We start from the raw sequence: 22,928 nt of genomic DNA, 5'->3' as shown, positions 1-22,928 counted from the left end.
TGTCCCCCCGGCCTGTCCGTCCGCGGCCCCTGGGCGGACAGGCCTTCTCCTCCCCCCTTGCCCGCCCCGCCCCCCGGGGGCGGGCAAGGCCCCCTTTTCTCTCCGCCGGGGCCGGCAGGCCAGGGCGTTCGCCCGGGATCGAACCGAGGACCTCCAGAGCCACAATCTGGCGTGCAGACCACCACACCACGAACGCCGCGTCTTCGGCAGGATTCGAACCTGCGATCTCCTGGTCCGCACCCAGGCGTGTTATCCCCTACACCACGAAGACTCGTCCATTCGGCCGCCGAAGTGACGGGTGCAGGAATCGAACCTGCCCCAGCGGCTCATGAGACCGCGCGGCACACCAGTGCCCACCCGTCTGAAAGTCCGGAACACCCGTCTGAAAGTCCGGAACACCCGTCTGAAAGTCCGGAAAATGCGCGGAGGGTGTGAGGATCGAACTCACGCAGGGGTATCCCTGACGACGGCTTAGCAAGCCGCTGCCTTACCACTCGGCCAACCCTCCAAAGCAGCGACCGCCCTGCCGGACCTGGTCCGCGGGCGGCTCACCTGGGAGGATGCGCGTCACCTCCGGCGGTGGCCCCCTCGGCCGGGCATGCTGCGGACGCTGTGCATTCGATGCCGATGAACGCGCATCATCGCACTTCTCCTTCCGTCCGCGCGCCGGTTCTTCACCGCCGACAACGCCCACTGTGCCGGATCCATTCCCCGGGAGGCAACGCATTTACCGCAAGAGCGGGGCATAGACTCCCCCGCATGGACGCCGCGCAGTTGTTGCTGTTCGCCGGGATCGTGCAGCTGGGGGTGATGTCCCCCGGGCCCGACTTTGCGATCACCGTCCGTAACACGGTGATATCCGGACGGCGGATGGGCATGGTGACCGCGCTGGGCATCGCGACCGGGATCGTGGTGTGGTCGCTGGGCGCGGCGCTGGGGGTGGCGGCGCTGCTGGCCGCCTCGGCGCGGGCCTACCTGGTGGTCAAGCTGATCGGCGCGGCCTACCTGCTGTTCCTGGGAGTGAAGGCGGTGCGGTCGGCGCTGCGCGGGGAGTACACCGCGGCTGTGGGCGGCGGCGGTGAGCGCACCGCGCCGAGGCTGGGGACCGGTTTCCGGCAGGGCCTGTTGTGCAACGTGCTCAACCCCAAGGTGGCGGCCTTCTACATGGCGTTGATCCCGCAGTTCCTGCCGCCCGCGCCGCAAGTGGTCGACGTCCTGGCATTGTCGGCGATCTCGGTGACGCTGACCGGGGTGTGGTTCGTGCTGGTGGCCGCCGTGGTGGGCGCGTTGCGACGGGTGCTGGAGCGCCCTGCGGTCCGCCGGCGCATCGACGCCGTCACCGGATTCGTGCTGATGGGGCTGGGGTTCAAACTGGCGTCCAGCTGAAAATGGGCGCGCCCGCGTCCCAGACCCGCAGCAGTCATCCGTCCGGGGCCGGAACGCCGTTATGGGTGAAGATTGCTCTATCGCCGCAGACGGTCGCAAACAGTGCCGCCGAGTGCTTGAATCTGCGACCATGTGGGATGCGTCACCATCTTCCCGGCCATGGCTGCGGGAGTACCCCTCCGGAATGCCGGCGGAGGTCGACGTTCCCCCCGTGCCCGTCCCCCATCTGCTCGATGAGACGGCGGCGCGGCTGCCCCGGCGCACCGCCTACATCTTCTACGGCCGGCGGCTCGCCTACCGGCAGGTCCGGAACCTGGTCGACCGGTTCGCCGCCGGGCTGCAGACGCTGGGGGTGCGGCCGGGCGACCGGGTGTCTTTGGTGCTGCCCAACTGCCCGCAGATGGCCATCGTGTTCTTTGCGGTGCTGCGGCTGGGGGCGGTGGCGGTGCCGCACAACCCGCTGTACACCGCCGAGGAGATGGGCCGTCAGCTCGCCGACTGCGGCTCCCGGGTGGCCGTGGTCCTGGACCGCTCCTACGCCACGGTGCGTTCGGTCCGCCACAGCGTGCCGCTGGAGCACGTGGTCGTCACCTCCCTGACGGAGTACCTGCCGTGGCCGCAGCGGCTGGCGCTGCGGCTGCCCCTGGCGAGCATGCGGCGCAAACGGGCCGCCCTCACCGCCGAGGTCCCGCCCGACCCGGGCGTGATCGGGTTCGGGGAGCTGTTGCGCCGCAGCCGGCAGCCGGCCCGGCAGACGTGGCTGGTCCCCGACCGGCACCCGGCCGCCATCCAGTACACCGGCGGCACCGAGGGCCGTCCCAAGGGAGTGACGCTCACCCACCGCAACCTGGTCGCCAACGCCTACCAGAAGCAGACCTGGGACTTGGAGAGCCGGGACGGGCGGGAGGTGACGCTGGCGGTCCTGCCGCTGTTCCACTCGTTCGGGATGACCGCCTGCCTGATCGCACCGGTGGTGCGGGCCGAGACGGTGGTGCTGCTGCCGCGCTACGACGCCGGCCAGGTGATCCGGGCGCTGCGCCGGTACCGGCCGACGATCTTCCCCGGGGTGCCCACGCTGTATGAACAGGTGCTCGACACCCCGGGGGTGGAGCGGCGGGATCTGGCGTCGGTGCGGCTGTGGCTGTCGGGGGCCAGTTCGCTGACCGCCCGGACCATCGAACGTTTCCACCGGATGGGGCTGAGAGGGCTGGTCCAGGCCTACGGGCTGACCGAGGCGTCCCCGGCGGTCTCCTCCAACCCCGGTGACGGGCGGGCCCGCAACGAGACGGTGGGGCTGCCGCTGCCGAGCACCGACGTGGTGATCGTGGACGTCGACGACCCCACCCGGGTGCTGCCGCCGGGGCGCCCCGGGGAGGTGGTGGTGCGCGGCCCGCAGGTGTTCGCCGGGTACTGGAACCGGCCGGAGGAGACCGCCCGGGTGCTGTCGAACGGCTGGCTGCGCACCGGCGACATCGGAGTGATGAGCCCCGATGGGTTCCTGACGATCCTGGACCGCAAACAGGACCTGATCAAGGTCAGCGGGTTCAGCGTGTACCCCTCGGAAGTGGAGGAGGTGCTGTACCGGCACCCGGCGGTGATCGAGTGCGCGGTGGTCGGGGTGCCCGATGAGCGGCGCGGCGAGAAGGTGGTGGCCTGCGTGGTGGAGCACCCGGCCTACCCGTTCTCGGCCGACGAGCTGCGGCGGCACTGCGAGAAGTACCTGTCGCACTACAAGGTGCCGGAGGAGTTCCTGCCGCGGTCCGCGCTGCCCCGGTCGGGCATCGGCAAGGTGATGCGCCGGGTGCTGCGCGAAGAATGCCTGCTGGAGGTCACGCATTAGCCGGCCGGCCGCGGCGCGTATGCTTCCGCGCGTGCTGGACTCCGCAACCCCCCTGCTGGCCGAGCTGGTCACGATCGGCCGGGCCGCGCCCGGCGGCTCGGCGGACGCCGAGCCGGTGACGCTGTATGACCGGCACGGCGTGCTGGTGGTCCGGGTGGGCGATGCGGTGGTCAAGGCCCACCAGGCCGACCGGGACGGCGGGCCGCGCCTGGCCGCGCGGATGGCCGCGGCCGAGCGCCTGCCCCACCTGCTGCTGCCGCCGGCCGGCCCGCCGCGCCGGGTGCACGGACGGGTGGTGACCGTGTGGCCGTACGGGGAGCCGGTGAGCCCGGACGACCCGCCCTGGGAGGAGAGCGGCCGGCTGCTGGCCCGGCTGCACCTGACGGAGCCGCCCGCCACCACCCCGCCGCTGCCGCGCTGGGAGCGGCCGGCCCGCCTGGCCCGGGCGGTGACCGGCCTGGACGGCGGCGGCGCGGCGGAGCGGGTGATCTTGCGGGCCCATGCGAGCCTGCCGGGCTGGGCGCGCGGCGAGGAGACGCCCCCGCCCCCGGAGCGAAGCGCGCTGATCCACGGCGACTGGCATCTGGGGCAGCTGGTGCGGGCCGCCGACGGGCGGTGGCGGCTGATCGACGTGGAGGATCTGAGCATCGGCGACCCGGTCTGGGACCTGGCGCGGCCGGCGGCGCTGGTGTCCGCCGGGGTGCTGCCGGGCGCGGACTGGGCGCGCCTGCTGGCCGGTTACACCGGCGCCGGAGGGCCGGCGATGCCCGCTGATGGGGACCTGTGGCGCGTGCTGGACGTTCCGGCGCGAATTTTGGCGATCCAAATCGCCGCCACCTGCGTCAAATCCGCGCGGGCCGAAGGACGCCCGCTCGACGGGTTCGAAACCGCGCTCGTCGACACCTGTAGCAGGATCTTCGCCACGGGGAGGTCCCCGGGACGGTGATTTGGCCCTATCGTGGTCGCGTTCCGGGCTTCCGGCGAGGGAAGGATGTAAGGCCATGCAGTGCCCCAAGTGCCGCGGCACGATGCGGACGTACGACCGCAACGGAGTGCAGATCGAGCAGTGTGACATGTGCCGGGGGATCTTCCTCGACTACGGCGAGCTGGAGGCTCTGATCCGCATGCAGCAGACCTACATGCAGGCTCCGCCGCCTCCGCCGGCCGCCGCTCCCGCCCCCGGCTGGGGCCAGCCGCAGGTGCATCACCACCACCACGGGACGCCGCACTACCGGCACCGCAGCCTCTTCCACATGCTGTTCTCCACCTGAGCAGGCAGGTGACAGGCGGCGCCCGGCGCGAGGGAACGCGCCGGGCGCCGCCCGCATTCGGGGCGTCCTCAGCCCGCCAGGGTGCGGTTCACCAGCTCGCGGGCCTCGTCCTGAACCAGGGCCAGGTGGTCGGGGCCGCGGAAGGACTCGGCGTAGATCTTGTAGACGTCCTCGGTGCCGGACGGCCGGGCGGCGAACCAGGCGTGCTCGGTGCAGACCTTGACGCCGCCGATCGGGGCGCCGTTGCCGGGCGCCTCGGTCAGCACGGCGGTGATCGGGTCCCCGGCCAGCGTGTCGGCGGTGATCTGCGCCGCCGACAGCTTCTTGAGCACCTCCTTCTGCTCACGGGTGGCGGGCGCGTCCAGGCGGGCGTAGGCGGGGTCGCCGTGCCGTTCGGTCAGCGCCGCATAGCGGCGGCTGGGCGACTGCCCGGTGACGGCGATGATCTCGGCGGCCAGCAGCGCCAGGATGATGCCGTCCTTGTCGGTGGTCCACACCGTCCCGTCGCGGCGCAGGAAGGAGGCCCCCGCACTCTCCTCGCCGCCGAAGCCCAGGCTGCCCTCCAGCAGGCCCGGCACGAACCATTTGAAGCCGACCGGCACCTCCAGCAGCGGCCGGCCCAGCGCCGCCGCCACCCGGTCGATCATGCCGCTGCTGACCAGCGTCTTGCCCACCCCGGCCGCCTCCGGCCAGTCCCGCCGGTGGGTGAACAGGTGCTCGATGGCCACGGCCAGGAAGTGGTTGGGGTTCATCAGCCCGCCGTCGGGGGTGACGATGCCGTGCCGGTCGGCGTCGGCGTCGTTGCCGGTGGCCACATCGAAGGCGGTGCGGTTCTCGATCAGCGAGGCCATCGCGTGCGGGGAGGAGCAGTCCATGCGGATCTTGCCGTCCCAGTCCAGCGTCATGAACCGCCAGGTGGGGTCGGTGTGGGGGTTGACGACGGTCAGCTCCAGCCCGTACCGGTCGGCGATCTCCCCCCAGTAGGCGACGGACGCACCGCCCAGCGGGTCGGCGCCGATGCGCACCCCGGCCGCGCGGATCGCCTCCAGCTCGATGACGTGCGGCAGTTCTTCCACATAGCGGCCCAGGAAGTCGTAGCGGCCGGTGGTCTCGGCCGCCAGCGCCCGCTCATACGGGATGCGCCGGACCTCCTTGAGCCCGCCGGCGATGATCGCGTTGGCCCGGTCCTGGATCCAGGAGGTGGCCTCGGTGCCGGCCGGGCCGCCGCTGGGCGGGTTGTACTTGAAGCCGCCGTCGGAGGGCGGGTTGTGGGAGGGGGTGACCACCACCCCGTCGGCCAGGCCGCTGCGGCGGCCGCGGTTGTGCGCCAGGATGGCGCGTGAGATCGCCGGGGTGGGGGTGTAGCCGCCGCGTTCGTCGATGAGCACCCGCACCCCGTTGGCGGCGAAGACCTCCAGCGCGGTGGCCTGGGCGGGCTGGGAGAGGGCGTGGGTGTCGGCGCCCAGGAACAGCGGCCCGTCCACGCCCTGGGCGGCGCGGTACTCGCAGATGGCCTGGCTGGTGGCCAGGATGTGGTCCTCGTTGAAGGAGGAGTTCAGCGCCGACCCGCGGTGCCCGGAGGTCCCGAAGGACACCCGCTGGGCGGGCTCGCCGGGGTCGGGGTGCAGCGTGTAGTAGGCGGTCACCAGGCGCGCCACGTCCACCAGGTCCTCCGGCCGGGCCGGTCGCCCCGCGCGCTCGTGCACCATGACGATCTCCCTCCCGCGGGACGGCCGATGCCGCCGGCCGGCCCGCAATGTTCCTCACCCCATTCGGGCCCGGCTCCAGGCTAGAGGCGAGGGTCCACCGGCTCTGATTCCAGGGCCAGCACCGCGAAAACCGCCTGGTGGACGCGCCACAGCGGCTCGCCGTCCACCAGGCGCCGCAGGGCCTCTGCGCCGAGGGCGTATTCCCGCATGGCCAGTGACCGCTTGCGGCCCAGGCGGCGGTCGCGCAGCCGTTCCAGATTTTCTTCCGCGGTGTAGTCGGGGCCGTAGATGATCCGCAGGTACTCCCGGCCCCGGCATTTGAGGCCGGGTTGCACCTTGCGGTCGCCGTCCGGTGCGCCGAGCGGCTTGACGACCATGCCCTCGCCGCCGGATTCGGTCAGCTCCCGCCACCAGGCGGTGGCCGCGGCGACCGACTCCGGCGAGTCCAGTTCGACGGTGCGGTGGGCGGTGGCGGTCAGCAGGCCGGTGGGGTCGGCGGCGGCCAGGCGCTCGGCGATCGCCAGGTGCCACAGGTGGTCGCGGGCGGTGGCGTGGACGGCGCCCTCCCCCGCCAGCACCTGGAAGGGCGCCAGTGTCACGCCGTTCAGCCCGTCCACCGGGCGGCAGTAGCGGGCGTAGGCGTCGCGGAACAACTCGGCGGCCTCGGCGCGGCGGCGGGTGCGTTCCCGCAGCCCGGCCACCTCCAGGCCGCGGGCGGCGGCCCGGTCGAGCACGGACAGCGCGGCCGGGAGCGCGGCGCGGGCGGCCGCCCCGGCGGCCGCGTACTGGGTGCGGATCAGTTCTGTGGCCTTGACCGACCAGGGCATCAGCTCGCAGTCCAGCACCAGCCAGGAGGTGTCCAGTTCCCGCCACAGGCCCGCCGCGCCGACCGCCTCGCGCAGCCGGGCCAGCAGTTCCTCGGTGCGGGCGGTCCGGCGGAAGAAGGCCCGGCCGGTGCGGGTGTAGACGGCGCCGCTGGTGCCGTCGGCGACGCCGAAGCGGGCGGCGGCCGTCTCGGCGTCCCGGCAGAGCACGACCACGGCCCGCGAGCCCATGTGCTTTTCTTCGCACACCACCCGTTCCAGTCCGGCCTTGCGGTACTCGGCGAACGCCTCCGCGGGGTGCTCCAGGTGATCCGGCAGCGCCGAGGTCGCCACCGGCGCCATGGTCGGCGGCAGGTACACCAGCCAGCGCGGGTCGATGGCGAACCGGCTCATCACCTCCAGGGCGGCCAGCGCGTTCTCCTCACGCACCGTCACCCGGCCCAGCAGGCGGGTCTGCACCCCGGACAGGTCGCACACGTCCTCGATCTTCAGCACGTCGCTTTCGCGGCGGGCGCCGGCCCGCGGCGCGGCGTCCCCGCCTTCCAGCGGGCGGGCCGGCTCGTACCAGACCCGCCGGGCGGGCGTGGACACCAGCTCCCGCTCCGGGTAGCGCAGCGCGGTGAGCCTGCCGCCGAACACGCAGCCGGTGTCCAGGCAGATGGTGTTGTTGATCCACTCCGGCTCCGGGACGGGGGTGTGGCCGTAGACGACCATGGCCTTGCCGCGGTAGTCGTTCGCCCACGGGTAGCGCACCGGCAGGCCGTACTCGTCGGTCTCGCCGGTGGTCTCCCCGTACAGCGCGAACGCGCGGACCCGGCCGGAGGCGCGGCCGTGGTAGGCCTCCTTGAGCCCGGCGTGGGCGACCACCAGCCGTCCGCCGTCCAGGACGTAGTGGCTGATCAGGCCGTCCATGAACGCCAGCGCCCGGTCGCGGAAGTCCTCCGGTTCGGCCTGCAGCTGCCGCAGGGATTCGGCCAGCCCGTGAGCGACCTTGACGCGGCGGCCCTTGAGCGCCCGCACCAGCTTGTCCTCGTGGTTGCCGGCCACGCACAGCGCGGTGCCGGCGGCGACCATGCCCATCACCAGCCGCAGCACCCCGGGGGTGTCGGGGCCGCGGTCGACCAGGTCGCCGACGAACACGGCGGTGCGCCCGGCCGGGTGGCGGGCGCCGCAGGCGCGGCCGGATGCATCCCGCTGGATCTCATATCCCAGCTCGGTGAGCAGGTCCTCCAGTTCGGCGCGGCAGCCGTGGACGTCGCCGACGATGTCGAAGGGGCCGGTCAGCTCGCGTTTGTCGCTCCAGGCCTTCTCGTAGGCGATGGTGACCGCGTCGATCTCCGCCACGCCCTTGAGCACATGGCAGTGGCGGAACTCCCGGCGCAGGCCGCCCATGCCTTCTTTGAGCTCCCGCATCTGGCGGGCCACCACGCGGTCGGGCAGGTCGCGGTCGGTGCGGGCGGCGTTGCGTTCCCGCGCCACCCGCTCGGGCACGTCCAGCACGATCGCCACCGGCAGCACGTCGTGCTCCTTGGCGATCTGGACGAGCCGCCGGCGGGCGTGCGGCTGGACGTTGGTGGCGTCCACCACGGTCAGCAGGCCCCGCCGCAGCCGTTTGTGCACGATGTAGTGCAGCAGGTCGAAGGCGTCGGCGGTGGCCGACTGGTCGTTTTCATCGTCACTGACCACCGCGCGGCAGTGGTCGGAGGAGACGATCTGGGTGGGTTTGAAGTGCCTGCGGGCGAAGTGCGACTTGCCCGAGCCGGACACCCCGACCAGCACCACCAGGGCCATCTCCGGGATCGTGATCCGGCGGGTCAACGGGTGAACACCCCCATCTGGGTCGGCGGGCCGAGCTCGGGGTCGTCCTCGCCCACCGGCAGGAAGCGGACGCGGTAGCCGTAGGCGTCGGCGACCCGGTGCGCCCAGGCGCGGAACTCCTTGCGGGTCCATTCGAAGCGGTGGTCCGGGTGGCGCATGGCGCCCGGCGCCAGGCCCTCGTAGCGGACGTTGTATTCGGCGTTGGGGGTGGTCACCACGATCAGCCGGGGCGCGGCGTCACCGAAGACCACCCGTTCCACGGCGGGCAGCCGGGGCGGGTCGATGTGCTCGATGACCTCCATCAGCACGGCCGCGTCGTGGCCGCCGAACCGCCCGTCGGCGTAGGTGAGGGCGCCTTGGAAGACCTCCCAGCGGCGCTCGCGGCCCACCGCCGCCCGCTCGGCGTTGCGGCGGGCCATGGCGAGTGCGCGGTGGGAGACGTCGACGCCGGTCACGCGGGTGAAGAACGGGTCGGCCAGCAGGCGGGTCAGCAGCCTGCCCGCCCCGCAGCCCAGGTCGATGACACGGGGCGCGTCGTGGTCGCGCAGCACCTGCAGCACGGCGCGGATGCGCTGTTCGGCCAGCGGCGCCGCGGCGGGGAGGCCGCCGTCCTCTTCGCAGGCGGCCGGCGGGGCCTGCGGTTCCTCGTCGATGGGGTCGCGGTCGAGGGCGTCTTCCGGGGCGTCATCGGCCTGGGCCAGCCGGCCCAGGGCGCTGCGCACCAGGCCGCGCCGGTTGGCCAGGTAGCGGCGGACGATGAGGGCCCGCTCCGGGTGGGAGGCCAGCCAGCCCTCCCCCGCCCGGATCAGTTTGTCCACCTCCTCGGGCGCCACCCAGTAGTGCTTGGCCTGGTCGAGCACCGGCAGCAGCACATACAGCTGGTTGAGGGCGTCGGCCAGGCGCAGTGTGCCGCGCAGGGTCAGCGTCAGGTACGGGGAGTCGCCCCATTCGGGGAAGGCCGGGTCCAGCGGCACCGGGGTCGCCTCGACCCGCCAGCCCAGCGGTTCGAGCAGCCGCCCGGCCAGGCCGGGGCCGCCGCGGCAGGGCAGCGCGGGCAGGGTGATCTCCAGCGGGATCGCCGTGGCGGCCAGCTGGGGGCGGGCGTCGCAGCGGCCGCGCAGCGCGGTGCGGAAGACCGCGGCCATGGCCGTGGCCAGCAGGGAGGAGGCCGCATACGGGCGGTCGTTGACGTACTGGCCGAGGGAGAAGTCGGGGGCGTCCTTGCCCTTGGTGCGTGCCAGCCTGATCGGATCGACCTCCAGCAGCAACGCGGCGGTGCAGCGTTCGCAGGTCGCCTCGGGGTAGAACACGTGGGCCGTGCCGAACGCCTGGTCGAAGGTCTGCACCTTGTCGGGATGCTTGTGCAGCAGGAATCCCAGATCGGTCGCCGGGGTGGCCGTGGTGGTGATCGTCAGCAGCACGGGTTTCAGTCTTCCGGACCGAAACCGCCCGCGACAGCCATTTTCACGGCCCCGTTCCGGCGGGTCCCGGCGGTGTCCGGAACCGGCCGGGGGCCTCGTGACAGCCTGGCCGCCCCGGAGGCGGGCGGCGCCGTAAATTCCGGTTGCCTGCGGGTAGCGGCGGCGATCACAATCGGTCCCGACATGAACAGACATTCACGCCGGGCGATCGCCGCCGAGACCGTCGAGATCCTCGAACGCGGCCGCTACACCGCCCCCTCCGGGCGGGTCGTGCCGATCGCCGATCACGTGGCGCAGGCCGTCCGGGGCACTCGGCTGTACCGGCCGGAGAAGCTGGCGGTGCTGCTGGAGGGGCTCGGCGCCGCTTCCGACGGCGCGCCGACCCGTATCGAGGTGACCGAGGAGACCACGCTCGCCGCCGCGCGCCGGCTGACCGGAGCGGCCGGCGACCAGGTGGCCTGCCTGAACTTCGCCTCGGCCGAGCACCCCGGCGGCGGTTTCCTCAGCGGCGCGCACGCCCAGGAGGAAGGGCTGGCCAGGTCGTCGGGCCTGTACGCCTCGCTGCGCGCCGTGCCGCAGTTCTACGCCTTCCACCACAGGCAGCGCGACCCGCTCTACAGCGACCACCTGATCTACTCGCCGGGGGTTCCGGTCTTCCGCGACGACGCCGGGCGTCTGCTGGAGGAGCCGTACCGGGTGGCGTTCCTCACCTCGCCCGCGCCCAACCGCCGCGCGATCGGCGACCTGCGGACGGTGGAGGAGATCGGGCGGGTGCTGCGCGGGCGGGCCGCCAAGGTGCTGGCCGCGGCCCGCCACCACGGCCACCGGCGGCTGGTGCTGGGCGCCTGGGGCTGCGGGGTGTTCGGCAACGACCCGGCCCAGGTCGCCGAGACGTTCGCCGGCCTGCTGCTGGACGGCGGCCCGTTCGCCGGCCGCTTCGCGCACGTGGTCTTCGCGGTCTGGGACACCGCCCCGGGCGCGCCCCGCCACGCGGCCTTCGCCCGCAGGTTCGGCTCCCTTTAGGGGAGTGGGCCGCAGGCCGTCGCTTCGCCCGCCGCGGGGACGGCCCCGGGACCGTCCCCGCGGCGCACCGCCGACCGTGCGGCTTACAGCTTGGCGAGCACCTCGCCGGCCAGCAGCTCCAGGTGGTCCAGGTCGGACAGGTCCAGCACCTGCAGGTAGACGCACTCGGTGCCGAACTCGGCGAAGCGGCCGAGCTTGTCGAGCACCTCGCCGGGGGTGCCGGCCAGGCCGTTCTCGCGCAGCTCATCGACCTCGCGGCCGATGGCCTGGGCGCGCCGGGCGACCTCGGCCTCGTTCCGGCCGCAGCAGATCACCTGGGCCGCCGAGTACACCATCGGCTCGGTGCGGCCGGCCTGCTCGCAGGCCGCGCGGACCCGCTCGAAGGCCTGCCGGGTCTCCTCCGGCCGGTTGAACGGCACGTTGTACTCGTGGGCGAAGCGCGCCGCCAGGCGGGGGGTGCGCTTGGCGCCGACCCCGCCGATGAGCACTGGCGGGCCGCCGGGCTGGACGGGCTTGGGCAGCGCCGGAGAGTCCACCAGCCGGTAGTGGGCGCCCTCGAAGGAGTAGGTCTGCCCAGGCGGGGTGCGCCACAGCCCGGTGATGATCTCCAGCTGCTCCTCCAGCCGTTCGAACCGCTCGCGCAGGCTGGGGAAGGGGATGCCGTAGGCGGTGTGCTCGGCGGTGTACCAGCCGGTGCCGATGCCGAACTCGACCCGGCCGCCGCTCATCTGGTCCACCTGCGCCACCGAGATCGCCAGCGGCCCGGGGTGGCGGAAGGTGGCGGCGGTCATCAGCGTGCCGAGCCGGATGCGGCTGGTCTCGCGGGCCAACGCGGCCAGGGTGATCCAGGCGTCGGTGGGTCCGGGCTCTCCGGACACATCGCCCATCTTCAGGTAGTGGTCGGAGCGGAAGAAGGCGTCGAAGCCCAGATCCTCGGCCGCCTTGGCGACCCGCAGCAGCGTGTCGTAGCTGGCCCCCTGCTGGGGCTCGGTGAAGATCCGCAGTCGCATCCGTCCATATTGCTGCGAAAGAGCGGCTGCTGAAAAACGCACCGGCGGACGCCGGTACGCCCTTCCCTTTACCGTGCCCAGACGGGCGCCGAGACCGGGCGGCGGGCGGGTTCCCGGGAGGCGGCGGGGCGGCGGGACGGTCCGTGGCCGCCGGCGCCGAGACCAAAGTTATTTACATGTGGTAGCCATTTGATTACCTAATGCGGTGCGAGGTGGGAGTGGGCCGGTCTTCACTTTGGCCTATGACGACTCGCAACCGCGCCCGCCTGTCCTACAAGCTCCGCTACGCCGCTTCCAACCCCCGGCTGGTCCTCCCCTATGCGCGCCGCCTGGCCCGTGACACGTGGCTGCGCCTGCGCACCAGGGATCATGTGAGCTACTACCGGGCGGTGATGCGTTCCGACACCGCCCGCAACCCCGACGGCGCGGTCGGCACCCCCACCCATGAGCGGTGGCTGGCGCTGGGGCAGATGCAGTTCGACTACCTGGCCGACCACGGGCTGCGCCCGCAGGACCGGATGCTGGAGATCGGCTGCGGCAATCTGCGGGCCGGCTGGCGCTTCATTCAGTACCTGGAGACCGGCAACTACTACGGGGTCGACATCTCCCCCGACATCCTGTTCTCCGCCCAGGACACCATCATCCGCTACGAGCTGCAGCACAAGCTTCCGCACCTGACCCCGGTGCAGGACCTGCGGCTGGACTTCCTGCCGTCGGGTCACTTCACGGTGATCCACGCCCACAGCGTGTTCTCCCACAGCCCGATCGAGGTGATCGACGAGTGCCTGGCCCATGTCGGCCGGCTGCTGGCGCCCGGCGGTTTCTTCGACTTCACCTACAACGAGACCGAGGGCGAAGAGCACCACGTGCTGCGGGAGGACTTCTACTACCGCAGGCAGACGCTGATCGACCTCGCCGAGTCCTACGGGCTGGTGGCCCGGCCGATGGACGACTGGCGCAAGACCGGCCACAAGCAGTCCAAGATCCGCATCACGCTTCCCGCGGGCGGCGAGGCCGAGCCGCGGGGGTAGGCGGCCGTCAGTCGGCTCCCGGCCGCTCCTCGGTCAGCCCGCCCGCCAGCCGGGCGGCGCGGTGCAGCAGCCTGGCCTGCGTCTCCAGCTGGTCGATGATCCGGCGCTGCTGGTCGCGGATGTCGTGCAGCACCAGCGCGACGCCCACCGCGAACGAAACGAGCGCGCCGGCCAGCGCGGCCGCCAGCGCGATGGGGACGGCATCGGCCCCGCCCGCCGCCGCGGCCGCCCCGCCCGCAACCGCGGCGACCAGGGAAACTCCCGCCAGGTGACGGCGCCGCGGCAACGATCCGGTGGAGCGCATGCGGGCACCTCCTTTGCGGACGAGGGCGTTGACGAGCGGCGATACTGAAAGTCCTCCTCCTTGTCAAAGACTGTAACTATCAGTCAGATCCGGCAACGTTCCGTTGTGCAAACTCTGACCTGCGGGTTAGCCGCGCATGACCCGGAGTGACGGCGGATCGTCAAGGCGGTCACTCGGAACGGCCCGGGGGAGGGTCGGAGGGGGGCCTGCCGGCCTCCCCGTAGAGAGCGCGCAGAAAGGCCAGCGCCATCCGGCGGCGCTCGCCGGAGTCGGCCCGCAGGTCGGCGAAGTAGGCCTCCAGCTCCCGCAACTCGCGCACGACGGTGTCCAGATCGGGCTCGGCCGCCTCCTCCGGGATCACCGAGGGCTCCTGTCCCTCGCCGATCCGCACCAGGTCGCCGGGACGCCAGCGCAGCGCGGCCTCGATCGCCCCCCGGGTGCGCGCCTGCGGCCAGCGGCCACCGGACTCCAGGTTGTAGATCGTCTTCACGGTCACTCCGGCGCGCTCGGCGAGCTGCTCTTGCGTCAGTCCGAGCGAGCCGCGCCGGGCGACCACGTACTTGGCGACGCGTTCCCGATCAACCTGCCCAGCCATGTGATCAGCATGCCGGAACAAGTCAGGAACATCTAGTAAATGAGCTTGAAAGCTTTTCTTCCCCTCCGGTGCGTTCCCACCGGTCTCCCCGTCCTCATCAACCCCAGAGGGATCGACGAAGATTTCTGGTTATTTCTGGTTCAGTTGGCAATACTTACCGGTAACCGACGGTCAAGCCCTCCTTCCCGGGACCGTCGGCATGCGGGACGACAGGGGGTCACCATGAACGGACAAGCCGTCGAACTGGCGATATCCGAACTGCGCCGCGGCCTCGAAGTGGGCATGGCCAACGTCGAGGGGCAGCTCGCACTGCTGCAGCACCTGCACGACCACCAGGCCCGCCGGGTGGACGAGCACGCCAGGCTGCTGGATGAGCTCAACGAACGGCTCAACGCGGCCGAACGCGACCAGGTCACCCGAGCCCAGCTGGACGCCCGGTTCCGCCATACGATCGCCCTGCTGAGCCTGCTGGTGACCGCCGCCTCGGTGGTGGTGACCGCCGCCATGGCCCTGGTGGACTGACCGGGCCTTCGGATCAAGCGGGAACCAAGGTCGCCAACAGCTCCACGTGGTGGGTCATGGGGAAGGCGTCGAAGGCGCGCAGCGACTGCAGCCGCCACCCGCGCTCCCCGAAGTAGGCCAGGTCGCGGGCCAGCGTGGCGGTGTCGCAGGAGACATAGGCGATCTTGCGTCCGGCCAGTTCGGCGATGCGCTCCACCACCCGGCGGCCGGCCCCGGTGCGCGGCGGGTCCAGCACCACCACATCGGCCCGCACCCCCTCCTCGCGGGCGCCGCCGGGGCGGGAGCGGCCGAACTCCAGCTCGGCGATGACCTCCTCGACCCGGCCCCGCTCGATCGAGACATGCGGCAGATCCCGCAGGTTGAACCGGGCGTCCCGGACCGCCTGGGGATCGGCCTCGACCCCGACCACCAGGCCCTCGGGCCCCACCCGCTCGCCCAGCACCCCGGCGAACAGCCCCACCCCGCAGTACAGATCCAGCGCGATCTCGCCCGGCCGGGGTTCCAGCGCGGCCAGCACCGCGTCGGCCAGCGTCTGGGCCGCCCCCGGGTGGACCTGCCAGAACCCGCTGCCGCTGACCTGCCACAGCCTTCCCGCCGCCACCTCCCGCACATACGGGACGCGCCCGCCCGGCGTCTGGCGGCCGCGCAGCAGCCGCACCGGGACGTCCAGCCGGGGCACCTTCGCCGAGTGCCGGCCGCCGCGGGAGCGGGCCGCCCGCTCGCGCAGCGCCACCACCCGGTCGCCGGTGCCGGCCGACACGACGCCCTCCACGCCCGCCGCGCCCGGCCAGCGTTTGCGCTCGATGCCGATCGCCTCCACCCCGGGGTGGGCGATCAGGCACTCGTCGATCGGCTCGATCTGGTGGGAGCGGTGCCGGCGCAGCCCCACCACCCCGTCGTCGCGGACGGCGAACTGCACGCGCGTCCGCCAGCCCAGGCCGTCTCCGCGCCCGGCCGCGCCGTCCCGGCCTGTGTGCGGGTCGGGGACCTCTTCGACCACCACGGCGCGCTCGATCCCGGCCAGGCGGGCCAGCTGCTCGGAGATCACCTCGGCCTTGAGCCGGCGCTGGGCGGGCAGCGCCACGTGCTGCCAGTCGCAGCCGCCGCAGCGGCCGGGACCGGCGAACGGGCAGGGCGGGTCCACCCGGTCCGGGGAGGCCCGCAGGATCTCCACCGCATCGGCGCGCAGGAACTTGCGGGTGCGCTCGGTCACCTTGGCCTTGACCCGCTCCCCGGGCAGGGTGTGCCGGACGAACACCACCCGTCCCTCGTGGCGGGCCACGCACCAGCCGCCGTTGGCCACCGCCTCGATGTCGAGTTCGAGAACGTCCGGGACCGCAGAGTCGAGGCGGAGATCAGTCACGTCCCGACACGATACCGCCACCGGCGCGGGTGCGATCCGCCTCCGGGGTTCCCGCGTACGGGCGGCGCACCCCGCCGGAGGCGGCCCGCTCGCGGCGTTTGCGCAGCCGGTCGGAGGAGGCCAGCTGCCAGGGCACGCTGGTGACCATCACCCCGGGCACGAACAGCAGCCGGGTCTTCATGCGCAGCGCGCTCTGGTTGTGCAGCAGGTTCTCCCACCAGTGGCCGACCACGTACTCGGGCACGAACACCGTCACCACATCGCGGGGGCTGCGCCGCCGCACCTTGCGCACGTAATCCAGCACCGGCCGGGTGACCTCCCGGTAGGGGGAGTCCAGGATCTTCAGCGGCACCGGCAGGTCCAGCGCCTCCCACTCCTCGCGCAGCCTGGCGACCTCGGCCGGATCGACCGCCACGGTGACCGCCTCCAGGGTGGAGGGGCGGGTGGCCCGCGCATAGGCCAGCGCCCGCAGCGTCGGCTTGTGCAGCTTGGACACCAGCACGATGGCGTGGTTGCGGGCCGGCAGCGCCACGTCCTCCCCGGTGGGCGCCAGCTCCCGGGCCACCGTGTCGTAGTGCCGCCGGATGCCCTTCATCAGCGCGAACAGCGCCGGTATGGCGATGCACACGATCCAGGCGCCGTGGGTGAACTTGGTGATCAGCACGATCACCAGCACGACGCCGGTGACCGTGCCGCCCACGGCGTTGATCATCCGGCTGCGGTGCATGCGGGCGCGCTCGCGCAGGTCGGTCTCGGTGCGCAGCAGCCGGTTCCAGTGCCGGACCATGCCGATCTGGCCGAGGGTGAAGGAGACGAACACCCCGACGATGTAAAGCTGGATCAGCTTGGTCACCTCGGCCCGGAAGGCGTAGACCAGCAGCGCGGCCATCGCGGCCAGGGTGAGGATGCCGTTGCTGAAGGCCAGCCGGTCGCCGCGGGTGTGCAGCTGGCGGGGCATGTAGCCGTCGCGGGCCAGGATCGACCCCAGCACGGGGAAGCCGTTGTAGGCGGTGTTGGCCGCCAGGAACAGGGTCAGCGCGGTGACGACGGCGATGTACAGGAACGGCACCGAGCCGTGGCCGAACACCGCCGCGGCGACCTGAGCGAGGACCGGCTCCTGGACGTAGTCCTCCCCCACCGGGCGGCCGTCGCGCAGCAGGTCCTCGGCGGGATGCTCGGCCACCCGCACCTGCGAGGCCAGCGCCAGCGCGATCACCCCGCCGAACATGGTGATCGCGATCAGCCCCATCATCAGCAGCGTGGTGGCGGCGTTGCGGCTCTTGGGCTTGCGGAAGGCCGGCACGCCGTTGCTGATGGCCTCCACCCCGGTCAGTGCCGCACAGCCGGAGGAGAAGGCCCGCAGCAGCAAAAACAGCATCGCAAGGCCGGCCAGCTCGGTCTGCTCGGCCCTGATCTCCAGATCGGCGGTGGGGGCGCGCAGCTCGTCCCCGGCGACCTGCAGCCGGAACAGCCCGACGGCGATCATCCCCAGCACGCCCGCCACGAAGGCGTAGGTGGGCAGGGCGAACAGGGTGCCGGCCTCGCGGACCCCGCGCAGGTTCATCACGGTGAGCAGGGCGATGATGATCAGCGCCGCGGCGACCTTGTGCTCGGTGATGAAGGGGAAGGCCGAGCCGGCGTTCTCCACCCCGGAGGAGACCGACACCGCCACCGTCAGCACGTAGTCCACCAGCAGCGCGCTGGCCACCGTCAGCCCCGCGGTGGAGCCCAGATTGGTCTTGGCGACCTCATAGTCGCCGCCGCCGCTGGGATAGGCGCGCACGTTCTGCCGGTAGGAGGCGACGACCACGGCCATCAGCGCCGCGATGGCCAGCGCGACCCAGGGGCCGTAGGCGTAAAAGGACGCGCCCGCCAGCGCCAGCATCATCAGCAGTTCCTGCGGCGCGTAGGCCACCGAGGACAGCGGGTCGCTGGCGAAGATCGGCAACGCGATGCGTTTGGGGAGCAGTTCCTCGCGCAGCTGCGCACTGCGCAGCGCCCGTCCCACCAGGACCCGCTTGACCAGGTCCGGAACCTTCGACACGAGTGCAGAGCCTAGTCCCTGGCGAGCGCCGCCCGGTCGGCCCGCCGGCGCGGCGCCGTTGGCTGCCGGGCGGCGGGGCGGGGTATGACTGTGTGCGCCTGATGTGTAGGTTTCAACCCGTCGGGATCGGCGAAGAAGTGTGATCTTGACGGTGCCGGGAGAGGACGGCCGTGCATATCGTGATCATGGGGTGCGGGCGGGTCGGCTCGACGCTCGCTCACATCCTGGAGGACAAGGGCCATTCGGTGGCGATCATCGACCAGAGCCCGGAGGCGTTCCGCCGGCTGCGCGGCGGGTTCCGGGGCCGCCGGGTGACCGGGGTCGGGTTCGACCGGGACGTCCTGCAGGAGGCCGGCATCGAGCACGCCTCCGCGTTCGTGGCCGTCAGCAGCGGCGACAACTCCAACATCATCTCCGCGCGGGTGGCCCGGGAGACCTTCGGCGTGGAGAACGTGGTGGCGCGCATCTACGACCCCCGGCGGGCCGAGGTCTACCAGCGGCTGGGCATCCCCACGGTGGCGACCGTGCGGTGGACCGCCGACCAGATCCTGCGGCGGCTGCTGCCGGACGGGGCGATGCCGCTGTGGCGCGACCCCAACGGCGAGGTCATCTTGGCCGAGCTGGGCATCGACCCCTCCTGGGTGGGCACCAAGGTGACCACTTTCGAGGAGGCGGTGCGCACCCGGGTGGCCTTCCTGTCCCGCATGGGGGAGTCGATCGTGCCGGACGCCGAGACGGTGATCCAGGACGGCGACATCGTGCACGTGATGGCACGGTCCGATGACCTCGAACGGCTCAGCAAGGCGGCGGCACGGCGTCCGGAAGGAGACTTCAGATGAGGGTGGCGATCGCCGGAGCGGGGGCGGTGGGCCGCTCGATCGCCCAGGAGCTGCTGGCCAACGGCCACGAGGTGCTGCTGATCGACAAGGACCCCAAGGCCATCAAGGTGGAGATGGTGCCGCGCGCCGAGTGGCTGCTGGCCGACGCCTGCGAGATCGCCTCGCTGGACGACGCGGCGCTGGAGCGCTGCCAGGTGGTGGTGGCCTCCTCCGGGGACGACAAGGTCAATCTGGTGGTGTCGCTGCTGGCCAAGACCGAGTACGGGGTGCCCCGGGTGGTGGCCCGCATCAACCACCCCAAGAACGAGTGGCTGTTCAACGAGTCGTGGGGGGTGGATGTGGCGGTGTCCACCCCGCGGCTGCTGTCGGCCCTGGTGGAGGAGGCGGTCAGCGTCGGGGACCTGGTCCGCCTGATGACCTTCCGGCAGGGGGAGGCCAACTTGGTGGAGCTGACGCTGCCGGAGGACGCCCCGCTGGGCGGCCGCCGGGTCGGCTCGGTGACCTGGCCGCGCGACACCGCGCTGGTGGCGATCCTGCGGGAGGGCCGGGTGCTGGTGCCGGCGCCCGACGACACCCTGGAGCCGGGCGATGAACTGCTGTTCGTGGCCGGGCAGGACGTGGAGGACGAGCTGGCCGAGCTGCTGTCGTCCCGCTGAGGGCCCCGGCCGCCGCAGGCGGGCGGCCGGGGCCGGCTCACACCAGTTCTGAAAAGCGCTCCACCTTGGCGATGGGCCCGGCGACGATGATCACATCGCCGTACTGCAGCACGGTGTCGGGCGTGGCGTAGGTGAACTCCTCCCCTTCGCTCTTGACCGACACCACGGTCACCCCGTACTTGCGGCGCAGCCCGGTCTCCCCCAGCGGCCGGCCCACCAGCTCCCGGGGCGGGCGGGTCTTGACCAGCGCGAAGTTCTCGTCCACCGCCACATAGTCGAGCATCCGGCCGCTGACCATGTGGGCCACGCGCTCGCCCATGTCGTGCTCGGGCAGCACCACATGGGTGGCGCCGATGCGCTCCAGGATCCGGCCGTGCTGGCGGCTGATGGCCTTGGCCCAGATGTCCTCGACCTCCAGCTCCACCAGCAGCGAGGTGGTCAGGATGCTGGCCTCGATGTCGCTGCCGATGGCCACCACGGCCCGGTAGAACTCCGGCACCCCCAGCTGCCGCAGCGCCTCGATGTCGGTGGAGTCGGCGGTGGCGATCTGGGTGATCTGCCCGGCCAGCGCCTGCACCACCTTGGGCCGGTTGTCGATGGCCAGCACCTCGGTGCCCAGCCGGACCAGTTCCAGCGCCAGCGAGCTGCCGAACCGGCCCAGCCCGATCACCACCACGGGATCGTTTCCTCTGTCAGCCAACGATGGGTCGCTCCTCTGGAAGTTCATAGCGCCGGGTGCGTTCGCGCAGCGCCAGCGCCGAGAAGACGGTCAGCGGGCCGACCCGGCCCACGAACATCAGCGCCACCAGCAGCAGCTGCCCGCCCGGCGGCAGGTGGGGGGTGATGCCGGTGCTCAGGCCCACCGTGCCGAACGCCGAGACCACCTCCAGCAGCACCCGGTCCAGCGCATAGGGCACCAGGGACAGCAGGACGAAGGTGCCCAGTGCGACCAGTCCCACGCTCAGCAGCGCGATGGTCAGCGCCTGCCGCTGCACCGGGCCGGCCAGCCGGCGGTGCCCGACGTTGACCCGGTCCTCCCCGCGCAGCTCGGCCCACATCACAAAGGCCAGCAGCCCGAAGGTGGTGACCTTGATGCCGCCGCCGGTGCCGGCGCTGCCGGCGCCGATGAACATCAGGATGTCGGTGGCCAGCCAGCTCTCCGGGCGCATCTGGGAGATGTCGATGGCGTTCAGCCCGCCGGAGCGGGGCATCACGGCGGTGAAGAAGCCCGCCAGGAACTTGGTCTGGTCGGGCAGCGGCCCCAGGGTGCGGGGGTTGTGCCATTCGACGATCGTGAACAGCAGCGTGCCGCCGGCCAGCAGCGCCGCGCTCACCCCGAGGGTGATGCGGGTCAGCACCGTCCAGGTCTTGGGCCGCCGCCAGGCGCGGACCAGCTCGAACACCACCGGAAAACCCAGCCCGCCCAGCACCACCGCCAGCGCCACCGGCAGCAGCACCCACGGGTCGGCGACGAAGCGCATCATGCTGTCCGGCCACAGCGCCAGCCCGCCGTTGTTGAACGCCGAGACGGCGTGGAAGATCCCGAGATAGGCGGCCCGGGCGGCCGGCTCGTCGTAGGCGAGAGCCAGCCGCAGCCCCAGCACCGCGGCCACCACGGCCTCCGAGCACAGGCTGAACAGCACGATGTTGCGCACCACCCGGCGCAGGCCGGTGCCCTGCAGGGCCTTGGTCTCCGCCTGCGCCAGCATCCGGGCGCGCAGTCCCAGCCGCCCGGAGACCAGCAGGGCGAACAACGTCGCCAGCGTCATGATGCCCAGCCCGCCGGCCTGCATCAGCACCAAGATCACCACCTGGCCGAACGGCGACCAGTGGGAGGCGGTGTCCACGGTGGCCAGCCCGGTGATGCACACCGCCGTGGTGGCGGTGAACAGGGCGGTCAGCGCGCCGGTGGACTCCCCCGGCGCGGTGGCCACCGGCAGGGCCAGCAGCGTGGTGCCCACCGCGATGGCGGCGGCGAAGGCCACCGCGACGATCTGCGCGGGGTGCTGGAAGCGGGCCAGCAGCCTGGCGGCAGGCGACATGCGTCGCCACGGGTGCGGTTTCATGGGTTGTGCGGGTCGGGGGCGGGCCGAGGGGTCAGGTGGCGGGAGAGCCCTGCAGGGGGGTGCGGCCCCGCGCCAGCACCCAGACCATGGCGGCCAGCGCGGCGACCTGCAGCGGCCAGCCCATGAAGATCTTGGTGGCGCCCAGCCAGCCGACCTGCCCGGCCAGGTACAGCGGGTACTGCACCGCCACCCGCACCAGGCACGGCACGACCAGGATCCAGGTCAGCCGCGAGCACAGTTTCACGATGCCCGGGTCGGACCGCCAGGCGGTGGGGTCCCCGGTGACCGAGCCGATGATGAAGCCCACCACCGGCCAGCGCACCAGCACCGAGAAGATCATGCCGACCGCGTAGGCGGCGTTGTAGAGGATGCCGGGCAGGAAGGCGTCCTCGGCCCGGCCCGAGCGCAGCGCGAAGAACGCCGCGATGCCGATGCCCACCAGGCTGTTGAGCACGAACTGGGGTGTGGAGCGCTGTGCCAGCCGCACCAGCAGCAGCAGCACCGCCGAGGCCACCCCGGCGATGACGGCGGTCCGCACCTGGTGGGTGAGCACGTAGGTGACGGTGAAGGCGATGGTGGGGACGGCGGCCTCGAGCATGCCCCGCACGCCGCCCAGCGCCTTGGCCAGCTGGGCGCGCACCGCGGCCTCGACCGTGTCGTAGGTGACCGGGCGCTCTCCGCCCGGCCCGGCGGGTTTGGCCTCGGTCTCGCTCACGCGTCCCCCCGCAGCTCATAGCGAGGGTTGAACATGGTCTTGCGGCCGTCCTGGGTGCTGACCAGTCCCTCGGCCCGCAGCCGGCGGCCGGGCTCGATTCCGGCGATCTTACGGCGGCCCAGCCAGACCAGGCTGATCACGTCGGTTCCGTCATACAGCTCGGCCTCCAGTGCCGGGGCTCCGCCTCGCGGTCGCAAAGTCACGGTCCGTAGCGTACCGGCCACACGGACCCGGGTGCGCTCGGCGCATTCGGCGATGGGGGTGGCGCCTTCCTGGCCGGTGCCGGCCCGCAGCTCCTCGGCCTCCAGTTCGTCCCGGTCCGCGGTCAGGCGGCGCAGGAACCTGCGCAGTCCCCGCCCCCGGGAAGGGGGTGGTGCACCGTCCGTTCCCACGGCCGTCCCTGCCTGCACCTTGTCCATGGATCACAGGCTAGAGCACCACAAGAGCGGGCGAACCGGTGCATCTGAGGGAATCCGAGGTGAGCCGGCGGC

Annotated in this window: 21 protein-coding genes and 4 tRNA genes; 9 read left to right on the top strand and 16 right to left on the bottom strand. The window is 72.2% G+C overall.

Annotated elements, in window-relative coordinates; translation table 11 throughout:
* Positions 1-123 precede the first annotated feature (123 nt).
* From TCUR_RS08540 to TCUR_RS08530, 4 genes are all read right to left on the bottom strand, one after another.
* Positions 124-196: transfer RNA gene (locus TCUR_RS08540), tRNA-His, on the bottom strand.
* A 2-nt stretch (positions 197-198) separates the two neighbouring features.
* A tRNA-Arg gene (locus TCUR_RS08535) sits at positions 199-271 on the bottom strand.
* Positions 272-292: 21 nt separating this feature from the next.
* Positions 293-362 (bottom strand) — tRNA-Met (locus TCUR_RS26380).
* A gap of 61 nt (positions 363-423) precedes the next feature.
* Positions 424-508 (bottom strand) — tRNA-Ser (locus tag TCUR_RS08530).
* Between the two features lie 251 nt (positions 509-759).
* Here TCUR_RS08530 and TCUR_RS08525 point away from each other — a divergent pair.
* The 4 genes from TCUR_RS08525 to TCUR_RS08510 all read left to right on the top strand — a co-directional run bounded on the left by TCUR_RS08525 (position 760) and on the right by TCUR_RS08510 (position 4,497).
* Positions 760-1,386, top strand: a complete 627-nt coding sequence (locus tag TCUR_RS08525; RefSeq protein ID WP_012852086.1) for a LysE family translocator — start codon at positions 760-762, stop codon at positions 1,384-1,386.
* Between the two features lie 211 nt (positions 1,387-1,597).
* Entirely contained in the window at positions 1,598-3,226 is a 1,629-nt protein-coding gene (locus tag TCUR_RS08520) for an AMP-binding protein (RefSeq protein ID WP_245537012.1), read from the top strand.
* Positions 3,227-3,257: 31 nt separating this feature from the next.
* On the top strand, positions 3,258-4,172 hold the full coding sequence (locus TCUR_RS08515; protein ID WP_245537011.1) for a phosphotransferase family protein: 915 nt from the start codon (positions 3,258-3,260) through the stop codon (positions 4,170-4,172).
* A gap of 55 nt (positions 4,173-4,227) precedes the next feature.
* The gene (locus TCUR_RS08510; protein WP_012852083.1) at positions 4,228-4,497 is read left to right on the top strand and encodes a TFIIB-type zinc ribbon-containing protein; all 270 of its coding nucleotides are present in this window, start codon (positions 4,228-4,230) and stop codon (positions 4,495-4,497) included.
* A gap of 68 nt (positions 4,498-4,565) precedes the next feature.
* Here TCUR_RS08510 and pgm read toward each other — a convergent pair whose 3' ends face one another.
* The 3 genes from pgm to TCUR_RS08495 all read right to left on the bottom strand — a co-directional run bounded on the left by pgm (position 4,566) and on the right by TCUR_RS08495 (position 10,269).
* A complete protein-coding gene (gene pgm, locus TCUR_RS08505) occupies positions 4,566-6,206 on the bottom strand; it encodes a phosphoglucomutase (alpha-D-glucose-1,6-bisphosphate-dependent) (RefSeq protein WP_012852082.1) in 1,641 nt (546 codons plus the stop codon).
* Positions 6,207-6,286: 80 nt separating this feature from the next.
* Entirely contained in the window at positions 6,287-8,848 is a 2,562-nt protein-coding gene (locus TCUR_RS08500) for a polynucleotide kinase-phosphatase (protein ID WP_012852081.1), read from the bottom strand.
* Positions 8,845-10,269 (bottom strand): 3' terminal RNA ribose 2'-O-methyltransferase Hen1, encoded by a 1,425-nt coding sequence (locus tag TCUR_RS08495; RefSeq protein ID WP_012852080.1) that lies wholly within the window; start codon positions 10,267-10,269, stop codon positions 8,845-8,847. Before TCUR_RS08495 ends, TCUR_RS08500 begins: the two co-directional genes overlap by 4 nt.
* A 183-nt stretch (positions 10,270-10,452) precedes the next feature.
* On the opposite strand from TCUR_RS08495, the gene TCUR_RS08490 reads away from it, so the two are divergent.
* Positions 10,453-11,292, top strand: a complete 840-nt coding sequence (locus TCUR_RS08490) for a TIGR02452 family protein (RefSeq protein ID WP_041439432.1) — start codon at positions 10,453-10,455, stop codon at positions 11,290-11,292.
* Between the two features lie 83 nt (positions 11,293-11,375).
* Here TCUR_RS08490 and TCUR_RS08485 read toward each other — a convergent pair whose 3' ends face one another.
* Positions 11,376-12,302, bottom strand: coding sequence for an LLM class F420-dependent oxidoreductase (locus TCUR_RS08485; protein WP_012852078.1), 927 nt, complete (start codon positions 12,300-12,302; stop codon positions 11,376-11,378).
* A 242-nt stretch (positions 12,303-12,544) separates the two neighbouring features.
* On the opposite strand from TCUR_RS08485, the gene TCUR_RS08480 reads away from it, so the two are divergent.
* Complete coding sequence (locus tag TCUR_RS08480; RefSeq protein ID WP_012852077.1) at positions 12,545-13,333, top strand: class I SAM-dependent methyltransferase; 789 nt, start codon at positions 12,545-12,547, stop codon at positions 13,331-13,333.
* Between the two features lie 7 nt (positions 13,334-13,340).
* Here TCUR_RS08480 and TCUR_RS08475 read toward each other — a convergent pair whose 3' ends face one another.
* Complete coding sequence (locus TCUR_RS08475) at positions 13,341-13,637, bottom strand: hypothetical protein (protein WP_012852076.1); 297 nt, start codon at positions 13,635-13,637, stop codon at positions 13,341-13,343.
* A gap of 169 nt (positions 13,638-13,806) precedes the next feature.
* Complete coding sequence (locus TCUR_RS08470; RefSeq protein ID WP_012852075.1) at positions 13,807-14,232, bottom strand: helix-turn-helix domain-containing protein; 426 nt, start codon at positions 14,230-14,232, stop codon at positions 13,807-13,809.
* A gap of 222 nt (positions 14,233-14,454) precedes the next feature.
* Here TCUR_RS08470 and TCUR_RS08465 point away from each other — a divergent pair, with 222 nt between their 5' ends.
* Entirely contained in the window at positions 14,455-14,754 is a 300-nt protein-coding gene (locus tag TCUR_RS08465; protein ID WP_012852074.1) for a hypothetical protein, read from the top strand.
* A 13-nt stretch (positions 14,755-14,767) separates the two neighbouring features.
* Here TCUR_RS08465 and TCUR_RS08460 read toward each other — a convergent pair whose 3' ends face one another.
* Both TCUR_RS08460 and TCUR_RS08455 read right to left on the bottom strand, forming a co-directional pair.
* Positions 14,768-16,117, bottom strand: a complete 1,350-nt coding sequence (locus TCUR_RS08460; RefSeq protein WP_012852073.1) for a class I SAM-dependent RNA methyltransferase — start codon at positions 16,115-16,117, stop codon at positions 14,768-14,770.
* Positions 16,110-18,161: an APC family permease gene (locus TCUR_RS08455; RefSeq protein WP_012852072.1), complete on the bottom strand. Its 2,052-nt coding sequence runs from the start codon at positions 18,159-18,161 to the stop codon at positions 16,110-16,112. Before TCUR_RS08455 ends, TCUR_RS08460 begins: the two co-directional genes overlap by 8 nt.
* 170 nt (positions 18,162-18,331) lie before the next feature.
* On the opposite strand from TCUR_RS08455, the gene TCUR_RS08450 reads away from it, so the two are divergent.
* Together TCUR_RS08450 and TCUR_RS08445 are read left to right on the top strand one after the other, a co-directional pair.
* On the top strand, positions 18,332-19,000 hold the full coding sequence (locus TCUR_RS08450) for a potassium channel family protein (protein ID WP_012852071.1): 669 nt from the start codon (positions 18,332-18,334) through the stop codon (positions 18,998-19,000).
* Positions 18,997-19,656, top strand: a complete 660-nt coding sequence (locus TCUR_RS08445; RefSeq protein ID WP_012852070.1) for a potassium channel family protein — start codon at positions 18,997-18,999, stop codon at positions 19,654-19,656. The genes TCUR_RS08450 and TCUR_RS08445 overlap by 4 nt, the downstream gene beginning before the upstream one ends.
* 37 nt (positions 19,657-19,693) lie before the next feature.
* Here the strand turns inward: TCUR_RS08445 and TCUR_RS08440 are convergent, their stop codons facing one another.
* The 4 genes from TCUR_RS08440 to TCUR_RS08425 are packed head-to-tail and all read right to left on the bottom strand — an operon-like array spanning position 19,694 to position 22,856.
* On the bottom strand, positions 19,694-20,383 hold the full coding sequence (locus TCUR_RS08440; RefSeq protein WP_217265460.1) for a potassium channel family protein: 690 nt from the start codon (positions 20,381-20,383) through the stop codon (positions 19,694-19,696).
* Complete coding sequence (locus TCUR_RS08435) at positions 20,349-21,698, bottom strand: TrkH family potassium uptake protein (protein ID WP_012852068.1); 1,350 nt, start codon at positions 21,696-21,698, stop codon at positions 20,349-20,351. The genes TCUR_RS08440 and TCUR_RS08435 overlap by 35 nt, the downstream gene beginning before the upstream one ends.
* A 55-nt stretch (positions 21,699-21,753) precedes the next feature.
* Positions 21,754-22,437, bottom strand: coding sequence for a DUF3159 domain-containing protein (locus TCUR_RS08430; RefSeq protein ID WP_012852067.1), 684 nt, complete (start codon positions 22,435-22,437; stop codon positions 21,754-21,756).
* A complete protein-coding gene (locus tag TCUR_RS08425) occupies positions 22,434-22,856 on the bottom strand; it encodes an OB-fold nucleic acid binding domain-containing protein (RefSeq protein ID WP_012852066.1) in 423 nt (140 codons plus the stop codon). The genes TCUR_RS08430 and TCUR_RS08425 overlap by 4 nt, the downstream gene beginning before the upstream one ends.
* Positions 22,857-22,928 lie beyond the last annotated feature (72 nt).

This window comes from Thermomonospora curvata DSM 43183, from assembly GCF_000024385.1.
Classification (GTDB): domain Bacteria; phylum Actinomycetota; class Actinomycetes; order Streptosporangiales; family Streptosporangiaceae; genus Thermomonospora; species Thermomonospora curvata.
The sequence above is the reverse complement of the archived record's forward strand: the minus strand, read 5'-3'. Positions and strand labels throughout refer to the sequence as shown.